Origin of the sequence: Salmonella sp. 2020_1395 (genome assembly GCF_043848115.1) — a bacterium.
GTDB classification, from domain to species: Bacteria; Pseudomonadota; Gammaproteobacteria; order Enterobacterales; family Enterobacteriaceae; genus Salmonella; species Salmonella enterica.
Window position 1 is genome coordinate 35,294 of the sequence record NZ_JBCMFH010000019.1, and the last position, 15,317, is coordinate 50,610.

General features: G+C 52.0%; 15 protein-coding genes and 1 pseudogene. 8 read left to right on the plus strand and 8 right to left on the minus strand.

Annotation, left to right across the window (positions count from 1 at the left end; translation table 11 throughout):
• Positions 1 to 77 precede the first annotated feature (77 nt).
• From ACH0WD_RS21675 to yqhD, 3 genes and pseudogenes are all read right to left on the minus strand, one after another.
• Positions 78 to 1,563 (minus strand): annotated as a pseudogene (locus ACH0WD_RS21675) (DASS family sodium-coupled anion symporter).
• A 165-nt stretch (positions 1,564 to 1,728) separates the two neighbouring features.
• Positions 1,729 to 2,556: a 2,5-didehydrogluconate reductase DkgA gene (dkgA, locus tag ACH0WD_RS21680; RefSeq protein ID WP_000013096.1), complete on the minus strand. Its 828-nt coding sequence runs from the start codon at positions 2,554 to 2,556 to the stop codon at positions 1,729 to 1,731.
• 105 nt (positions 2,557 to 2,661) lie between these two features.
• The gene (gene yqhD / locus ACH0WD_RS21685; RefSeq protein ID WP_001058720.1) at positions 2,662 to 3,825 is read right to left on the minus strand and encodes an alcohol dehydrogenase; all 1,164 of its coding nucleotides are present in this window, start codon (positions 3,823 to 3,825) and stop codon (positions 2,662 to 2,664) included.
• A 192-nt stretch (positions 3,826 to 4,017) separates the two neighbouring features.
• On the opposite strand from yqhD, the gene ACH0WD_RS21690 reads away from it, so the two are divergent.
• Positions 4,018 to 4,917 (plus strand): AraC family transcriptional regulator, encoded by a 900-nt coding sequence (locus tag ACH0WD_RS21690; RefSeq protein ID WP_001078198.1) that lies wholly within the window; start codon positions 4,018 to 4,020, stop codon positions 4,915 to 4,917.
• Between the two features lie 63 nt (positions 4,918 to 4,980).
• Here ACH0WD_RS21690 and yghB read toward each other — a convergent pair whose 3' ends face one another.
• Together yghB and metC are read right to left on the minus strand one after the other, a co-directional pair.
• Positions 4,981 to 5,640 carry a DedA family general envelope maintenance protein YghB gene (yghB, locus tag ACH0WD_RS21695; protein ID WP_000268444.1) on the minus strand — a complete coding sequence of 220 codons (660 nt, stop codon included), beginning with the start codon at positions 5,638 to 5,640 and terminating at the stop codon, positions 4,981 to 4,983.
• 139 nt (positions 5,641 to 5,779) lie between these two features.
• Complete coding sequence (gene metC, locus ACH0WD_RS21700; RefSeq protein ID WP_000130270.1) at positions 5,780 to 6,967, minus strand: cystathionine beta-lyase; 1,188 nt, start codon at positions 6,965 to 6,967, stop codon at positions 5,780 to 5,782.
• Between the two features lie 251 nt (positions 6,968 to 7,218).
• On the opposite strand from metC, the gene exbB reads away from it, so the two are divergent.
• Positions 7,219 to 7,953 carry a tol-pal system-associated acyl-CoA thioesterase gene (gene exbB, locus ACH0WD_RS21705; RefSeq protein ID WP_000527859.1) on the plus strand — a complete coding sequence of 245 codons (735 nt, stop codon included), beginning with the start codon at positions 7,219 to 7,221 and terminating at the stop codon, positions 7,951 to 7,953.
• A gap of 6 nt (positions 7,954 to 7,959) precedes the next feature.
• Positions 7,960 to 8,385: a TonB system transport protein ExbD gene (exbD, locus tag ACH0WD_RS21710; RefSeq protein WP_001251476.1), complete on the plus strand. Its 426-nt coding sequence runs from the start codon at positions 7,960 to 7,962 to the stop codon at positions 8,383 to 8,385.
• Between the two features lie 112 nt (positions 8,386 to 8,497).
• Here the strand turns inward: exbD and ACH0WD_RS21715 are convergent, their stop codons facing one another.
• The 3 genes from ACH0WD_RS21715 to ACH0WD_RS21725 all read right to left on the minus strand — a co-directional run bounded on the left by ACH0WD_RS21715 (position 8,498) and on the right by ACH0WD_RS21725 (position 10,307).
• Positions 8,498 to 9,382, minus strand: a complete 885-nt coding sequence (locus tag ACH0WD_RS21715) for an SDR family oxidoreductase (protein WP_000019032.1) — start codon at positions 9,380 to 9,382, stop codon at positions 8,498 to 8,500.
• A gap of 123 nt (positions 9,383 to 9,505) precedes the next feature.
• Positions 9,506 to 9,910, minus strand: coding sequence for a hypothetical protein (locus ACH0WD_RS21720; RefSeq protein ID WP_000665656.1), 405 nt, complete (start codon positions 9,908 to 9,910; stop codon positions 9,506 to 9,508).
• A complete protein-coding gene (locus ACH0WD_RS21725; protein WP_000936441.1) occupies positions 9,897 to 10,307 on the minus strand; it encodes a hypothetical protein in 411 nt (136 codons plus the stop codon). The genes ACH0WD_RS21720 and ACH0WD_RS21725 overlap by 14 nt, the downstream gene beginning before the upstream one ends.
• Positions 10,308 to 10,410: 103 nt before the next feature.
• Between ACH0WD_RS21725 and ACH0WD_RS21730 the strand changes: the two genes are divergently transcribed.
• The 5 genes from ACH0WD_RS21730 (at position 10,411) to hybO (ending at position 15,316) form a co-directional block, all read left to right on the plus strand.
• A complete protein-coding gene (locus ACH0WD_RS21730; protein WP_001534190.1) occupies positions 10,411 to 10,914 on the plus strand; it encodes an ESA_00282 family adhesion-associated protein in 504 nt (167 codons plus the stop codon).
• Positions 10,915 to 11,191: 277 nt separating this feature from the next.
• Positions 11,192 to 11,686: a TIGR00645 family protein gene (locus ACH0WD_RS21735; RefSeq protein WP_000439335.1), complete on the plus strand. Its 495-nt coding sequence runs from the start codon at positions 11,192 to 11,194 to the stop codon at positions 11,684 to 11,686.
• A gap of 306 nt (positions 11,687 to 11,992) precedes the next feature.
• Positions 11,993 to 13,636: a methyl-accepting chemotaxis protein gene (locus ACH0WD_RS21740; protein ID WP_001238431.1), complete on the plus strand. Its 1,644-nt coding sequence runs from the start codon at positions 11,993 to 11,995 to the stop codon at positions 13,634 to 13,636.
• Between the two features lie 84 nt (positions 13,637 to 13,720).
• Entirely contained in the window at positions 13,721 to 14,008 is a 288-nt protein-coding gene (locus ACH0WD_RS21745; RefSeq protein ID WP_001059119.1) for a DUF2623 family protein, read from the plus strand.
• Between the two features lie 189 nt (positions 14,009 to 14,197).
• Entirely contained in the window at positions 14,198 to 15,316 is a 1,119-nt protein-coding gene (gene hybO, locus ACH0WD_RS21750) for a hydrogenase 2 small subunit (RefSeq protein ID WP_000145429.1), read from the plus strand.
• The last annotated feature ends 1 nt before the right edge of the window (position 15,317 follow it).

The window sequence follows — 15,317 nt, forward strand, 5'->3', positions numbered from 1 at the left end:
TTGATGATTTCCGAAAAGCCCGACAAATGTCGGGCCGGAAGAGACGGTTAACCGCTCGATTATCTCCGCGACTGAGTTTAGTAAAGACCCAGCACTTTCCACCATGCGAGGCCGACTGTCAAAAAGACCGCCTGATTAAAGAGGCTGATAATAAATCCCGTTCGCCACCAGACGCCCGTCGGTACATATCCGGCGCCAAATAGAATGGGGCCGCGTGCGTGGGTATACTGCGTAAGAGAGCAGTACAGGCTGCTGGTAAACGCCAGCATAAGCGCCATCGGCGCTGCCGGTATATTCAGATGCAGACCGACACCCAGAAATACCGCATACAGCGCGGCGATTTGCGCGTTGCCGCTGGCGAAAAAATAGTGGGTATAAAAATAGGCTGCGTTAAGCAGCAGCAGGATGATTATCCAACTGGTTCCATGCATCGTACTGCCGATGCTGTCGCCAATCAGGTTGCCAAACCAGCTGGTGAATCCTAGTTTCTTCAACTGGTTAGCCATCATCAGCAGCGCGGCAAACCAAATCAACGTATCCCAGGCGCCTTTTTCGCTTTTAACGTCTTCCCAGGTGAGCACGCCGCTCAGTAATAAAATCGAGAGACCGACAAAAGAGGCCGTCGTGGCATCCACGCCGAGCGAGCTGCCAAAAATCCATAGCACCAGCAACACGCCGACGGTCGCCAGCATGAGCCACTCGCCGCGCGTCATACTGCCCATTTGCGCCAGCTCTTTGCGCGCCAAATCCGGCGCATCCGGCGTATGTTTAATTTCCGGGCGCGTCAGCCAGTAGACCAGCAGCGGGACGATAAGAAAAGAGACCAGGCAAGGCAGGAGCGCGGCGATAAACCAGCTTCCCCAGCTCAACGTAACGCCGGCGTTCGCCGCCAGTTTTACCGCCAGCAGGTTACCCGTATAACCGGTCATAAACAGTGCGGCGGTGACGTCGTTAACATTGCCAATACAGGTGATCAGAAAGGTGCCGATTTTGCTGCGAGACTCATCTTCCGGATGTGAATCAAAGCTGCGCGCCAGCGAGTCGGCGATCGGGTAAATCACGCCGCCGCAGCGCGCGGTGTTACTGGGCATCGCGGGGGAGAGGATCAGATCGGCAAACGCCAGGCCATAAGCCAGACCCAGCGTTCGTTTACCTAACAGACGGATCATTTGTAGGGCGATACGCCGACCCAGCCCGGTTTTGATAAACCCACGGGCAATCATAAAGGCGACGACGATAAGCCAGATCAGCGAACTGTTCAGCTCGCTCAAGGCCGTGGTAATCGCGCCGCTGGCCGTTTTGTCGCCGGCAGCATAGGCGAGCGCAAAGACGGTGATGCCGATAATACCGACCGCGCCAATAGGCAGCACTTTCGCCACGATAGAGGCGATCGTCGCGACAAAAATAATCGCGGAATGCCAGGCCGGTGCGCTTAACCCGGAAGGGGGCGTTAGCTGCCACAGTCCGGCGGCGATAACCAGAATAAGAATAAATGGGAGCCATTTGACGCCCTGAGATTTTTTTTCCGCCACAATCACACATCCATAAATATTTTATATGTATTAAGTAAATTCATAATAAATATGAATAAATATTCACAAAATCAGAATAATTCTGCGCTTGTGTGTGGGGGAAATATACTGTTAAATGCGCGTAATTGTTTCTTAATGTTTCGGAATGCAAAAAAGCCCGACGACATCGTCGGGCATGGCGTGCGATAAATCCGGCTTAACCGCCGAACTGATCCGGATCGGGACCGAGGCGTTTTCCTTGATCCAGTTTTGCGATCTCGCCTAATTCATCTTTATCGAGACGGAAATCCCAGACAGCAAAGTTTTCCGCGATACGGGAAGGGGTGACGGATTTCGGAATGACGACCAGCCCGCAGTCCAGATGCCAGCGAATAACAATCTGGGCGGGCGTTTTGCCGTATTTATCCGCCAGTTCGCGAATCACTTTCTGATCGAATACGCCTTCGCCACCCTGCGCCAGCGGGCTCCAGGACTCGGTCTGGATTTTATGCGTCGCATTCCACGCATGTAGCTGGCGCTGTTGCATCAAGGGGTGAAGCTCGATCTGGTTGATCACAGGGGTAACGCCGGTTTCATCGATCAGACGCTGGAGGTGATGGATCTGAAAGTTACAGACCCCGATACTCTTTACCAGCCCCTCTTTTTGCAGCGCGATCATGCCCTTCCAGGCGTCGACATAGTGATCGATAGCCGGTACAGGCCAGTGCATCAGATAGAGATCGAGATAATCAAGCTGCAGTTTTTTCAGACTCTCCTGCAGGGCTTCGCGGGGACGTTTTTGATCGTCATTCCACAACTTGGTGGTGATAAACAGCTCATCCCGCGCTACGCTCGCTGCTTTTAGCGCTTTGCCGACGCCTTCTTCATTCTGATATGCTGTGGCGGTATCAATCGATCGATAGCCCACCTCCAGCGCTTTATGAATCGCCGCGATCACCTCTTCATTGCTTGCTTTCCAGACTCCCAGCCCAAGTTGTGGCATTACGTTGCCATCCTGTAGCCTGATAATGGTTGGATTAGCCATGATGTGTTCCTCTTTTAATTGGCTCGCCGGAGTCGGGGCCGGCGAGACTAAGTGACTTAAGTCTGGACGAAATGGCCAAAAACGAAAGTCAGAGGCGAAAAAACCTTAGCGCGCCGCTTCATAAATCCGACGGCTGACATCCAGCGTAATATCCTGATTTTCACCTAAATTTGTGCATCCATGCGCCTCAAGTTTAGCCAGTAGCGCCGGAATAGTGCTGCCATCCAGACCGTAATCGGACAGGTGGGTAGGCACGCCCATCTGTTCAAAGAAACGGCGGGTGGCGGCAATGGCGGCATCAATACGCTCGTCGTCGGAACCGTCGGTGATATTCCATACACGTTCAGCATATTGCAGGAGTTTTGCACGTTTAACGTCTCGTTTTTCGTTCCATAGCGCAGGCAGAATGATAGCCAGCGTCTGGGCATGATCGAGACCGTGCATCGCGGTAAGCTCGTGGCCCAGCATATGCGTCGCCCAGTCCTGCGGAACACCAGCGCCAATCAGGCCATTCAACGCCTGAGTAGCGGCCCACATCACGTTGGCGCGGACGTCATAATTTTCAGGCTCTTGCAGCGCTTTGGGACCTTCTTCGATCAGTGTGAGTAAAATACCTTCGGCGAAACGATCCTGAATTTTGCCGTTAACCGGGTAAGTGACGTACTGCTCAACGGTATGGACGAAAGCATCCACGACGCCGTTCGCAACCTGGCGTGGCGGCAATGTATAGGTGTAGACCGGGTCCAGTACGGCAAACACCGGTTGCACGAACGAGGAGTGGAAGGCCTGTTTGTCGCCAGTGGTTTTACGGGAAATGACTGCGCCGGCGTTCGATTCTGAGCCGGTTGCCGGTAGGGTCAGCACAGACCCCATCGGGATTGCGCTACGAATCTCAGTACCGCCGGTTTCCAGAATGTGCCACGGATCGACGCCGTCCGTATATTGCGCCGCTGCGGCGATAAATTTGGTGCCGTCCAGTACGGAACCGCCGCCAACGGCCAGCAGGAAGGTAATATTTTCGTCGCGCACAAGCTGCACGGCCTTCATCAGCGTTTCATAGGACGGGTTCGGTTCAATACCGCCAAACTCCCGTACATCCAGTCCTTTTAACGCTTCCTGAACTTGCGCCAGTACGCCGGTCTTTTTCACGCTACCGCCGCCATAGGTAATCAGCACGCGGGCGTCCTGCGGGATTTGATCGCGAAGATCGACGATAGCACCTTTACCAAACAGAATGCGGGTAGGGGTATGTAATTTGAAATTGTTCATTGCTCATTCCCTTATGTGGGTAAAAAGAGGGCAGGCGGCTGTCTGCCTGATGGCCATCATTGTGGTCTCGTGAGGGATGTCTCTCAATGCACATTTCTGCCAATGTTTTGCCTATTTCTCCAGAATGCTGGAGAAAATCGCTAAAAATGCGCACAATCCAGCGGAGTGGATTTGATGAAAAAATGGCGCGTTATGAATCGTGAAGCAATTTGCTTACAGTTGGCGGATAAAATTAATCATTTAAAAAATAATGATAAAATAATCAGCGAGCGGCTGGCGGGCATTCGTCTGTTGTATGGTGTTGAACCGGGGCCGCGCACGCCGGTCATGTATCAGCCTGGCATCATATTTCTCTTTTCCGGCCATAAAATTGGCTATATTAACAAGCGCAAGTTTCGTTATGACGCTAATGAATATCTTTTACTGACCGTACCGCTCCCTTTTGAATGTGAGACCTGGGCGACGCCGGAGGTACCGCTGGCCGGTATTCGGCTCGACATTGATGTGCTGCAACTGCAAGAGTTGCTCATGGACATTGGCGAAGATGAGCGTTTCCAGTTGCCGATGGCAGCCAGCGGGATTAACTCCGCCACGCTGTCGGACGAGATTTTATGTGCGGTGGAAAGATTGCTGGATGTGATGGAGCGCCCGCTGGATGCGCGGATTCTGGGAAAACAAATTATTCGCGAAATTCTTTATCATGTGCTGATGGGGCCGCGCGGCGGGGCGCTGCTTGCACTGGTTAGTCGCCAGACGCACTTTAGCCTGATCAGTCGCGTACTTAAACAGATCGAAATGAAATACACCGAGAACCTGAATGTTGAGCAACTGGCGGCAGAAGCGAACATGAGCGTGTCGGCGTTTCACCATAATTTTAAGGCGGTCACCAGCACCTCGCCGTTGCAGTATTTAAAAAGCTACCGACTGCATAAAGCGCGGATGATGATGATTCACGACGGTATGAAGGCCAGCGCCGCGGCGATGCGGGTCGGCTATGAGAGCGCATCGCAGTTTAGCCGGGAGTTTAAACGTTATTTTGGCGTTACGCCGGGCGAAGATGCGGCAAGAATGCGGACAATGCAAGGGAGCTAAGTGAGGCATCCCGCCACGGGTCAACGAAGCGTAACCGGGCCATCCTGGCCGATTATGGATACGTCAGGCGTTACAGTATTTCTTTTTAATCACCACGACCAGCGTACCTAACAGTCCGGCGACCAGTAGCGCGACGGGAAGGATCATTAAAAATGTCATTACCTGGTCTTCATGGCGCTTAACAAACGGGATCATACTGAGCGCGTAGCCGAAGCTGGTCACGACAGTCACCCACAGCAGGCCGCTTAACCAGTTAAAAAACTGAAACCGGCGGTTGGACAGGCCGGAAATACCCGCCATTGTTGGCAGCAGAGTGCGGACAAACGCCAGAAAGCGCCCGGCAAGCAACGCTAACAAACCGTGGCGGTCAAACATGCAGGTGGCGCGCTGATGATATTTTGCCGGAAGCTGCGCCAGCCAGCCTTTGACGGTACGCGTATTACCAAGCCAGCGTCCCTGGATATAACTTAGCCAGCAGCCGAGACTGGCCGCGGTGGTGAGAATGCCAATCGTCGGCAAAAAATGCATCACATCCTGGGCGATCAACGCGCCTGCCAGTAGCAGCAGACTATCGCCAGGTAAGAATGACGCTGGCAGCAGACCGTTTTCTAAAAATAGCGTGGCGAACATGACAAAGTAGACGACGCTAACAACGTGTGGATTCGCCAGCGCGGCAAAATCATGTTGCCAGAGCGCAGCGATAATATCTTGAATGACAGCCATGAACTTTCCTGTGGAACAGCATTTATGCTTTTATTCGCCTATTGTACTCCTGAATCGTCCGGGATGCCTTGATCCCGGACGCAACAAACGCAGACTTTTCCACGGAAATTGTCTGCATATATGTCCATCCCCGGCAACTTTACACAATTCTGGCGAAGCCGGCGGCTAAATCAGCGATCAAATCATCAACACTCTCTAAACCAATATGCACCCGAACCAGCGTACCGGTAAAATCTACGCCGCCTGCGGGACGAATCGCGGCGATCTGTTCCGGCTGATTAGCAATAATCAGCGATTCGTAGCCTCCCCAGGAGTAGGCCATACTGAACAGCGAAAAGTTATCCAGATAGGCTGATAATTCTGCCTCGGTCAGCTTTTTATTGAGCACAAAGGAGAACAAACCGCTGCTGCCTGTAAAGTCTCGTTTCCAGAAGGCATGACCTTTGCTACCCGGCAGGGCCGGATGATTAACGCGCGCGACCTGAGGATGGTTCGCCAGCCATGCGGCGATTTTGAGGCTGCTTTCTTGATGCTGGCGCAGTCGGACACCGAGCGTGCGCAGACCGCGGCTGGTCATATAAGCCGTGTCGGCGTCGAGCATTTGCCCCATCAGATAGGCGTTTTCCCGCAATTGTTCCCAGCAGCGCGCATTTGCAACGGCAGTCCCGACCATCGCATCAGAATGACCAATCAGATACTTAGTGCCCGCCTGGATAGAGATATCAATATCGAACTCCAGCGCTTTGAACAGAACGCCAGCCGCCCAGGTATTATCAATCATGATGACGGCTTCTGGCGCGACGCGTCTGACCGCACTGACAATGGTCGGAATATCATGTACTTCCATGGTAATAGAACCGGGGGATTCCAGAAAAACGACTTTCGTGTTCGGCTGAATATGTTGCGTGATATCAGCGCCGATGAGCGGGTCGAACCAGCTTGTCGTCACGCCCAGTTTGCCGAGAATTTTGCTGCAGAAATCCTGGCTGGGTTCATAGGCTGTGTTGGTCATCAGGATGTGGTCGCCCTGCTCAACGAATGCCAGAATGGTGTTGGCGACCGCCGCCGCGCCGCACGGGAAGAGCGCGCATCCGGCGCCGCCTTCCAGTTCACACATGGCTTCCTGGAGCGAAAAGTGAGTCAGCGTTCCCCGGCGTCCGTAAAATAATTCGCCGTTGGCGCGATTGCGGGTAGCGTGTTTTTTGGCCTCGACGGTGTCAAACACCAGTGAAGAAGCGCGTTGAATCACACTATTCACTGAGCCAAGCGTGTATTTTTTGCTGCGTCCTGCGTTTACCAGTTTGGTATCCAACTGTTTATCCGTCATGTTGCGTTTCCTGATTTTAACCGTCTGGATGTCTAAACTAGCATGAATATAACCATCTGCACCCTGGCGACGTGTGATACAGATGAAAATTTTGCCAAAATAAAAACAGGTGGCTTTTTTAATGCGTAAGCGCAAAGAAAAAGCAGTAAAGGTGCGGCAGTATGTAAATAGTAATGAGAACGACTATCAATTCGACGTTGTTTTGATATTATTATGCTCAGATTTTGTGATTTGCGTCCTGGAGATACAGAGTGGGTAATAATTTGATGCAGACGGATCTTTCCGTCTGGGGCATGTATCAGCACGCCGATATTGTCGTGAAGTGCGTGATGATTGGTTTGATTCTGGCGTCAGTCGTCACCTGGGCTATCTTCTTCAGTAAAAGCGTTGAGTTTTTCACGCAAAAGCGCCGCTTAAAGCGCGAACAATTGCAATTAGCCGATGCGCGCTCCTTAGATCAGGCTTCCGACATTGCGGCAGGTTTCAGCGCAAAAAGCCTCAGCGCACAGCTCATCAATGAAGCGCAGAATGAACTGGAACTCTCTCAGGGCAGCGAAGATAACGAAGGGATTAAAGAACGTACCGGCTTCCGTCTGGAACGTCGCGTCGCAGCGGTGGGCCGCTACATGGGACGAGGCAACGGTTATCTGGCGACGATCGGCGCCATTTCCCCCTTCGTCGGGTTGTTTGGCACCGTATGGGGCATTATGAATAGCTTCATCGGTATTGCGCAAACGCAGACCACCAACCTGGCGGTGGTTGCTCCTGGTATTGCGGAAGCGCTGCTGGCGACGGCGATTGGGCTGGTAGCCGCGATCCCGGCGGTCGTCATTTACAACATCTTCGCACGTCAGATAGGCAGTTACAAAGCAACGCTGGGCGACGTGGCGGCGCAGGTATTGCTGCTGCAAAGCCGCGATCTCGATCTGAATGCGAGCGCCAGTGCGCAGCCGGTACGCGCCGCGCAGAAATTACGGGTAGGGTAATGCGTCATGGCAATGCGTCTTAACGAGAACCTGGATGACAACGGCGAAATGCATGAAATCAACGTGACGCCGTTTATCGATGTCATGTTGGTTCTGCTGATTATCTTTATGGTGGCTGCGCCGCTGGCGACGGTGGACGTCAAGGTGAATCTGCCCGCTTCTACCAGTACGCCACAGCCGCGTCCGGAAAAACCGGTTTATCTGTCGGTGAAAGCGGATAACACCATGTTTATCGGTAACGATCCGGTGACGGATGATACGATGATTGCCGAGCTAACGGCCCTGACGGAAGGGAAAAAGGATACTACGATTTTCTTCCGCGCGGATAAAACCGTAGAGTATGAAACCCTGATGAAAGTGATGGATATGCTGCATCAGGCGGGCTATCTCAAGATTGGTCTGGTCGGCGAAGAGACCGCGAAAGCGAAATAAGTATTCTGCTGATGCTGTAGGCCGGGTAAGGCGAAGTCGCCACCCGGCTTTTTTATTGCCTAAGATGGCGCCTTGCGTAACAGAAGTGCGCCATCGTAATCGACTTCATGCGTTAGCCTAAATGCTCCCCGCCGCACACGCCGTGCACTTCTGCGGTAACGTAACTGGATTCCTGGCTTGCCAGATAGACATACACCGGCGCCAGCTCTGCCGGTTGGCCGGCCCGCTTCATTGGCGTCTGCTGACCAAACTGCGGAATTTTATCCTGGGTTTGACCGCCGGAAATTTGCAGCGCTGTCCAGATAGGGCCAGGCGCGACAATATTCACACGAATTCCTTTTTCCGCCACCTGTTTCGCCAGGCCACGGCTGTAATTGAGGATTGCCGCCTTGGTTGCCGCATAATCCAGCAGGTGCGGACTGGGCTGATACGCCTGGATAGACGACGTTGTGATAATACTGGCGCCTTTTGGCAGCAGCGGAATCGCTTCCTGGGTTATCCAGAACAGAGCAAAAACGTTAACGGCGAAGGTTTGCTGAAATTGCTCGCTGGTCAGATCTTTTATCTCCGGGATTGCCGTCTGTTTACCGGCCACCAGCGCCAGAATGTCCAGCCCGCCCAGCGCTTCACGCGCCTTATGGACCAGCGAACGGGCGAAAGATTCGTCGCTAAGATCGCCTGGCAATAACACCGCTTTACGGCCGCACTCCTCAATCAGCGCTTTAACCTGCTGGGCGTCCTCTTCTTCCGCTGGCAGATAGTTGATCGCGACATCTGCGCCTTCACGCGCGTAAGCGATAGCGGCAGCGCGCCCAATCCCGGAGTCGCCCCCTGTCACCAGCGCCTTACGATCTTTAAGGCGACCACTGCCGACATAACTTTTTTCACCACAGTCAGGAACAGGCGTCATTTTCGCCTGGACGCCGGGCGCCGGCTGTTTTTGCTTAGGATACTCGCCGGTGTAATACTGCGTGGTAGGGTCGTATAGATGAGACATTGAGCTTCTCCCTTCAGGTTGAACACCCTTTAAGCGTAGACACTTTTACTACCGTAAGAGGGAGAATCAGAACGATCCTTATGCTTCGCCCGTATTCACAACAGAGTTAACTAGCCATGAAGGTTATTTTTCTTGCCGTGCGACGGTGGTGACGTTGCGCGTCCGGTAGTCGCCATCGGAAAGCTTACGCATCAGACGTAAGGTTGCCGTCTCGCGAGCCAGCAGATGCTGCCAGTCACTTTCAAGACGAGACATAATTTTGTCTCGTAATTCAGGATGCTGCTCGATAATGGCATTGATGGTCGCGCCATAAATCTCCTCTTTGACCTGTAACGCATACATCTCCCGTCGGTTTTGCCACTTCAGGCGCACTAACGCCGCCGGTATGGATACCACCTCCTGCGTTACCTTTTCCAGGGTGGCATTTTTACTGGCGATTAGCGCTGCAAGATTTTGCTTTAAGATAAATTCATCACTTTTATGGTTGTCTAAAGCCAAATAAACGTTATTGTCTTCAACTTCTTTCATCTTTATCTTCCAGTGAATAAAATAGCGGCATATTGGTTTCGCGAGTGATTAAATTAAGCCAAATGGCATTGCCTTTTTCATTTATCATTGCGGTTTTATCCGCCAGTATTTTACTTAGCGTTTGGGCATCAATATCGCCTTCTGCCTGTAGTGCGTTTATCAGGCGGGCAAACGTTTCAATTTTAGCCACACAATACAGACGTTCTTTAATATGACGGTCGCGTTCTTCAAATAATACGTTTCTGTGTTGCCCGGCAGCGTTAGCGCTAATTAAAATATCGGGCTCGAAATCGCTGAGTTTTGTCTTTCCCTTAGGCAAATTTTTACTGTTTTCTGTGGCTTCAGGGGGCGGCGATGACAGGCGAAAATGAGAGGAAACCAGATGCTCAGGAAGCATGACTAAATATCCTTTACGATCAGTGGTATACTATTTTTAATAGTGTAGGTTTCGTTGACAATAACATGGCGTAATTTTAAAATCAAAAAAAATGGAGCCTGCTATGAACAGTATTTTTTATTCTGTTATTATATTGCTATTACTGACCGGCGCGATACTCTTCCTGATGTGGGAGGTTAATAAAAAACGTCCTGGTGGAAAAGTCGTAAATTTAAATCAAACTGAACCCATGACAAAGGAAGAGGGCGAAGATCATTTCTCAGTATTAATGAATTCGATAACGCCGGTATGGTACTGGCGCGTTAACCATGAATATATCGATTTCCTTCATGCAACGATAAAACGAATGACAATGACTGAGTTGAATGAAACGCCAGGATTATTTGACGCACAGCGTCGTTGCAGCGACCTTAACTCTGCCGTTTATAAGTATTACGACAATATTAAGAAGCGTTGTCTGAACGGAGAAAAGGTGCCGTATTCGGATTTGGACGTCCTTAATTTACGCCAGTGTTTTCGTGAGTTCAGTCTTGAAGCCTACCCGGCGTTGGTCGCGCTGGTATGGCCGGAATATCAGCGCCCACAGGTTAAACCGGATGAGATTTAGAGCCTATCCCATTAGGGCTATTTTACTTGCCATTTTGGACCTGGCAGTGCTCGCCAAAACGCGTTAGCGTTTTGAACGCCGCTTGCGGCGGCCCGAAGGGCGAGCGTAGCGAGTCAAACCTCACGTACTACGTGTACGCTCCGGTTTTTGCGCGCTGTCCGTGTCCAAACTGGCTGCGCCAATAACGCCTGGTGGGATAGGCTCTTAACTGCATGTTGATCTGATGTTGCATGGTTGAGATATACTGTTGCTGGTTTTAGTTACCTGACAGGTCCCTATGGAACGCTTTCTTGAAAATGTAATGTATGCGTCTCGCTGGCTGCTCGCGCCGGTGTATTTTGGCCTCTCTTTGGCGCTGATCGCTTTAGCGCTAAAATTTTTCCAGGAAATTCTACACGTTCTGCCGAACGTTTTTGCCCTGGCGGAGGCCGATCTGATTCTGGTGCTGTTATCGCTGGTTGATATGACGCTGGTCGGCGGATTGCTGGTAATGGTCATGTTCTCCGGGTATGAGAATTTTGTCTCTCAGCTGGATATCTCTGCGGGCAAGGAGAAGCTGAACTGGCTGGGGAAAATGGATGCGACTTCGCTAAAAAATAAGGTGGCGGCATCGATAGTCGCTATCTCTTCCATTCACCTGTTACGCGTGTTTATGGATGCGAAAAACGTCCCGGATAACAAATTAATGTGGTATGTCATCATCCATCTGACCTTTGTCCTGTCGGCGTTCGTGATGGGCTATCTGGACAGATTGACGCGACATAACCATTGAGCCGCCGTCCACGGCGGGGCAGTCGGGCAAAGGATGCTGAGCCCGGCTGTAAAACAGCGCTTCTTTAACGGCGGATAAGCGTCTCCCTGCAGCCTTACGCAATATTTTTACTACATCTATTCATTTACCCAGTAATAAGACTAAAAGATTTTCTCTGCGTTCACAGATATATAACATCTGCGGGTACGTAAACGGCGATAACTGTAAAAAAATGGAGAATGCATTATATATTCTCCGCGCCTTGCCGATAACGAGAGTGCGTCATCGTCTGATGACTAATCTCTTATATTCAGCAAGGAAATTCATATGCGTTTGCTGCAAAACTTTACTATTCGTATGGTCATGCTGACGATACTGGGACTTTTTTGTCTACTCTGGTCGGGGGTGGGGTTATACAGCGTCCATGCTTTATCCGAAGTTTCGGAAGGAAATGATATTGACCGGCATCTTGTGCGGCAAATGACGGTGCTAAGCCAGGGTAACGATCAATATTTCCGCTTTGTTACCCGCCTTAGCCGCGCGATGGATGTAAAAATCGGCGGCGGCACGCCCGATTTTGCGCCCGCCCGGCAGTCGCTCGAGAATATGCGTCAGAAGCTGGAGGAGATGAAAGCGCTATCGCCAGGGCCGATGAACCCTGATATCTCAAGGGAGGTCTTGTCCAACTGGCAGGCCTTGCTGGAGAAAGGCGTCGTTCCTCAAATGCAACTGGCGCAGCAAGGATCGCTGACCGCCTGGAGCGAACATGCCAGTACGGTCACGCCCGCACTTAGCCGCGCGTTCGGCGCCAGCGCGGAACGGTTTAGTCATGAAGCTGGCGCCATGCTGGATAACACACGTGTGATGGTCGATGGTAAAACCTATACCATCCGCATCCTGCTTATTACGGCGGTGATTCTGGGCATTGCTATCCTGATTTTTACCGATCGCTATCTGGTTGCAATGATGGTGAAACCGCTGGAGCGTATCCGTCAGCAGTTTCAGCGTATCGCGCAAGGCGATCTTAGCCAGCCGATTGAAGCGTTGGGGCGTAACTGCGTAGGCCGGTTGGTGCCGCTACTGCGCGCGATGCAGGACAGTTTACGCGAAGCCGTGAGTACGATCCGCGCCGGAAGCGACAATATCTGGCGCGGCGCGACGGAAATTTCTACCGGTAATAACGATCTCTCTTCCCGAACGGAAGAACAGGCCGCTGCGCTGGAAGAGACGGCCGCCAGCATGGAACAGCTTACCGCAACGGTGAAAATGAACGCCGAACACGCTCGCCAGGCGAGTCAGCTTGCGGATGCCGCCTCGCTAACGGCAGGAAAAGGCGGTGAACTGGTTTCCGATGTGGTAGAAACAATGAACGGTATTTCCGCCAGTTCGCAGCAGATCGCCGAAATTACTACCGTGATTAATAGTATTGCTTTCCAGACCAATATTCTGGCCTTGAACGCAGCGGTAGAAGCGGCCAGAGCGGGCGAGCAGGGACGCGGCTTCGCGGTGGTCGCCGGTGAGGTACGTAACCTGGCCAGCCGCAGCGCGGGGGCGGCGAAAGAAATTGAAGCCTTAATTGGCGAATCGGTACGTCGCGTAGCGCAGGGCGCGCAGTTGGTCCAGGAGACCGGCGCGACGATGGACGCCATCCTGCGCGGCGTCACGGAAGTGACGACGATTATGAAACAGATCGCGTCCGCCTCCGAAGAACAGAGTAAAGGTATTTCTCAGGTTGGCGTGGCGATCACGCAAATGGATAGCGTTACGCAACAAAACGCCGCGCTGGTTGAGCAGGTTTCCGCGGCGGCGGCGGCGCTGGAACGGCAGACGGAGGATTTGCAACGCTCCGTACAGCAGTTCCGGCTTTCCGCTAGTGAGCCGCAACAACACGTAACGGCGAAAGCGGCGCCTGGCGTTCAGAGAATGGCGTCGACTCCCGCACAGTCTACTGATGAATGGGTTGCCTTCTGATGTGAAGCAAAAAAGCGCGTAATGCGCTGGCCTTCATTTAATTAGTCGCTATATAATTTATTATATAGCGACTAAGGAGGTCAGATGAATAATCATTTTGGGAAAGGGTTAATGGCCGGGTTGCACGCGCCATATGCATATAGCGCGCATCATGCGGTGAATTTCTGTTCTGAGTATAAACGTGGCTTTGTATTGGGTTTTACACACCGTATGTTCGAAAAGACCGGCGATCGTCAACTTAGCGCGTGGGAGGCTGGAATTCTGACGCGTCGCTATGGTCTGGATAAAGAAATGGTGATGGATTTCTTTAAAGAGAATCATTCCGGGATGGCGGTTCGCTTCTTTATGGCCGGTTATCGACTCGAAGGTTGATCCAACAGGGGTATTATCTTGCTTTAATTAATTACACTATCGCCTCTTCCCTTCGTTTTACTGTTCCGTCGAAGTATTATGGCGCACATAACCATAAAAAAAGTGTGGTAAATGGCGTACCGATCGCAATAACTTCTTCGCGAACAGTGCAAAATAAAAGCCAGGTCTTCGTAACGGAATAACTATAAAATGACTGGAGATAATACTCTCATCACTTCTCACGGCATTAACCGTCGTGATTTCATGAAGCTTTGTGCAGCACTGGCCGCTACTATGGGGCTCAGTAGCAAAGCCGCCGCAGAAATGGCAGAATCGGTATCCAATCCACAGCGTCCGCCCGTTATCTGGATTGGCGCTCAGGAGTGTACCGGTTGTACCGAATCACTGCTTCGTGCTACACACCCAACCGTTGAAAACCTCGTTCTGGAGACTATCTCTCTGGAATACCACGAGGTACTTTCCGCCGCATTCGGTCACCAGGTCGAAGAAAACAAACATAACGCTCTGGAGAAGTATAAAGGGCAATATGTTCTGGTGGTGGATGGTTCTATCCCACTAAAAGATAACGGTATCTACTGCATGGTTGCCGGCGAGCCGATCGTGGATCACATCCGCAAAGCCGCTGATGGCGCAGCCGCGATTATCGCTATCGGTTCCTGCTCGGCATGGGGCGGCGTTGCTGCGGCTGGCGTAAACCCAACCGGCGCTGTCAGTCTGCAGGAAGTCTTACCGGGCAAAACGGTTATCAATATTCCAGGTTGTCCGCCAAACCCGCATAACTTCCTGGCGACCGTCGCGCATATCATCACTTACGGCACGCCGCCGAAGCTGGATGCGAAAAATCGTCCAACCTTTGCCTATGGCCGTCTGATTCATGAGCATTGCGAACGTCGTCCACACTTCGACGCAGGCCGTTTTGCCAAAGAATTTGGCGACGAAGGCCACCGTCAGGGCTGGTGTCTCTACCATCTTGGCTGTAAAGGGCCGGAAACCTGGGGCAACTGTTCTACGTTACAGTTCTGTGACGTTGGCGGCGTCTGGCCAGTGGCGATCGGTCATCCTTGCTATGGCTGTAACGAAGAAGGTATCGGCTTCCATAAGGGCATTCACCAGCTTGCTCATGTCGAAAACCAAACTCCGCGTTCAGAGAAACCTGACGTCAATATGAAAGAAGGCGGCAATATCTCTGCGGGCGCTGTCGGTCTGCTTGGCGGCGTAGTCGGTCTGGTTGCCGGCGTCAGCGTGATGGCGGTACGTGAACTGGGGCGTCAGCAAAAGAAAGATAACGCTGACTCACGGGGAGAATAAC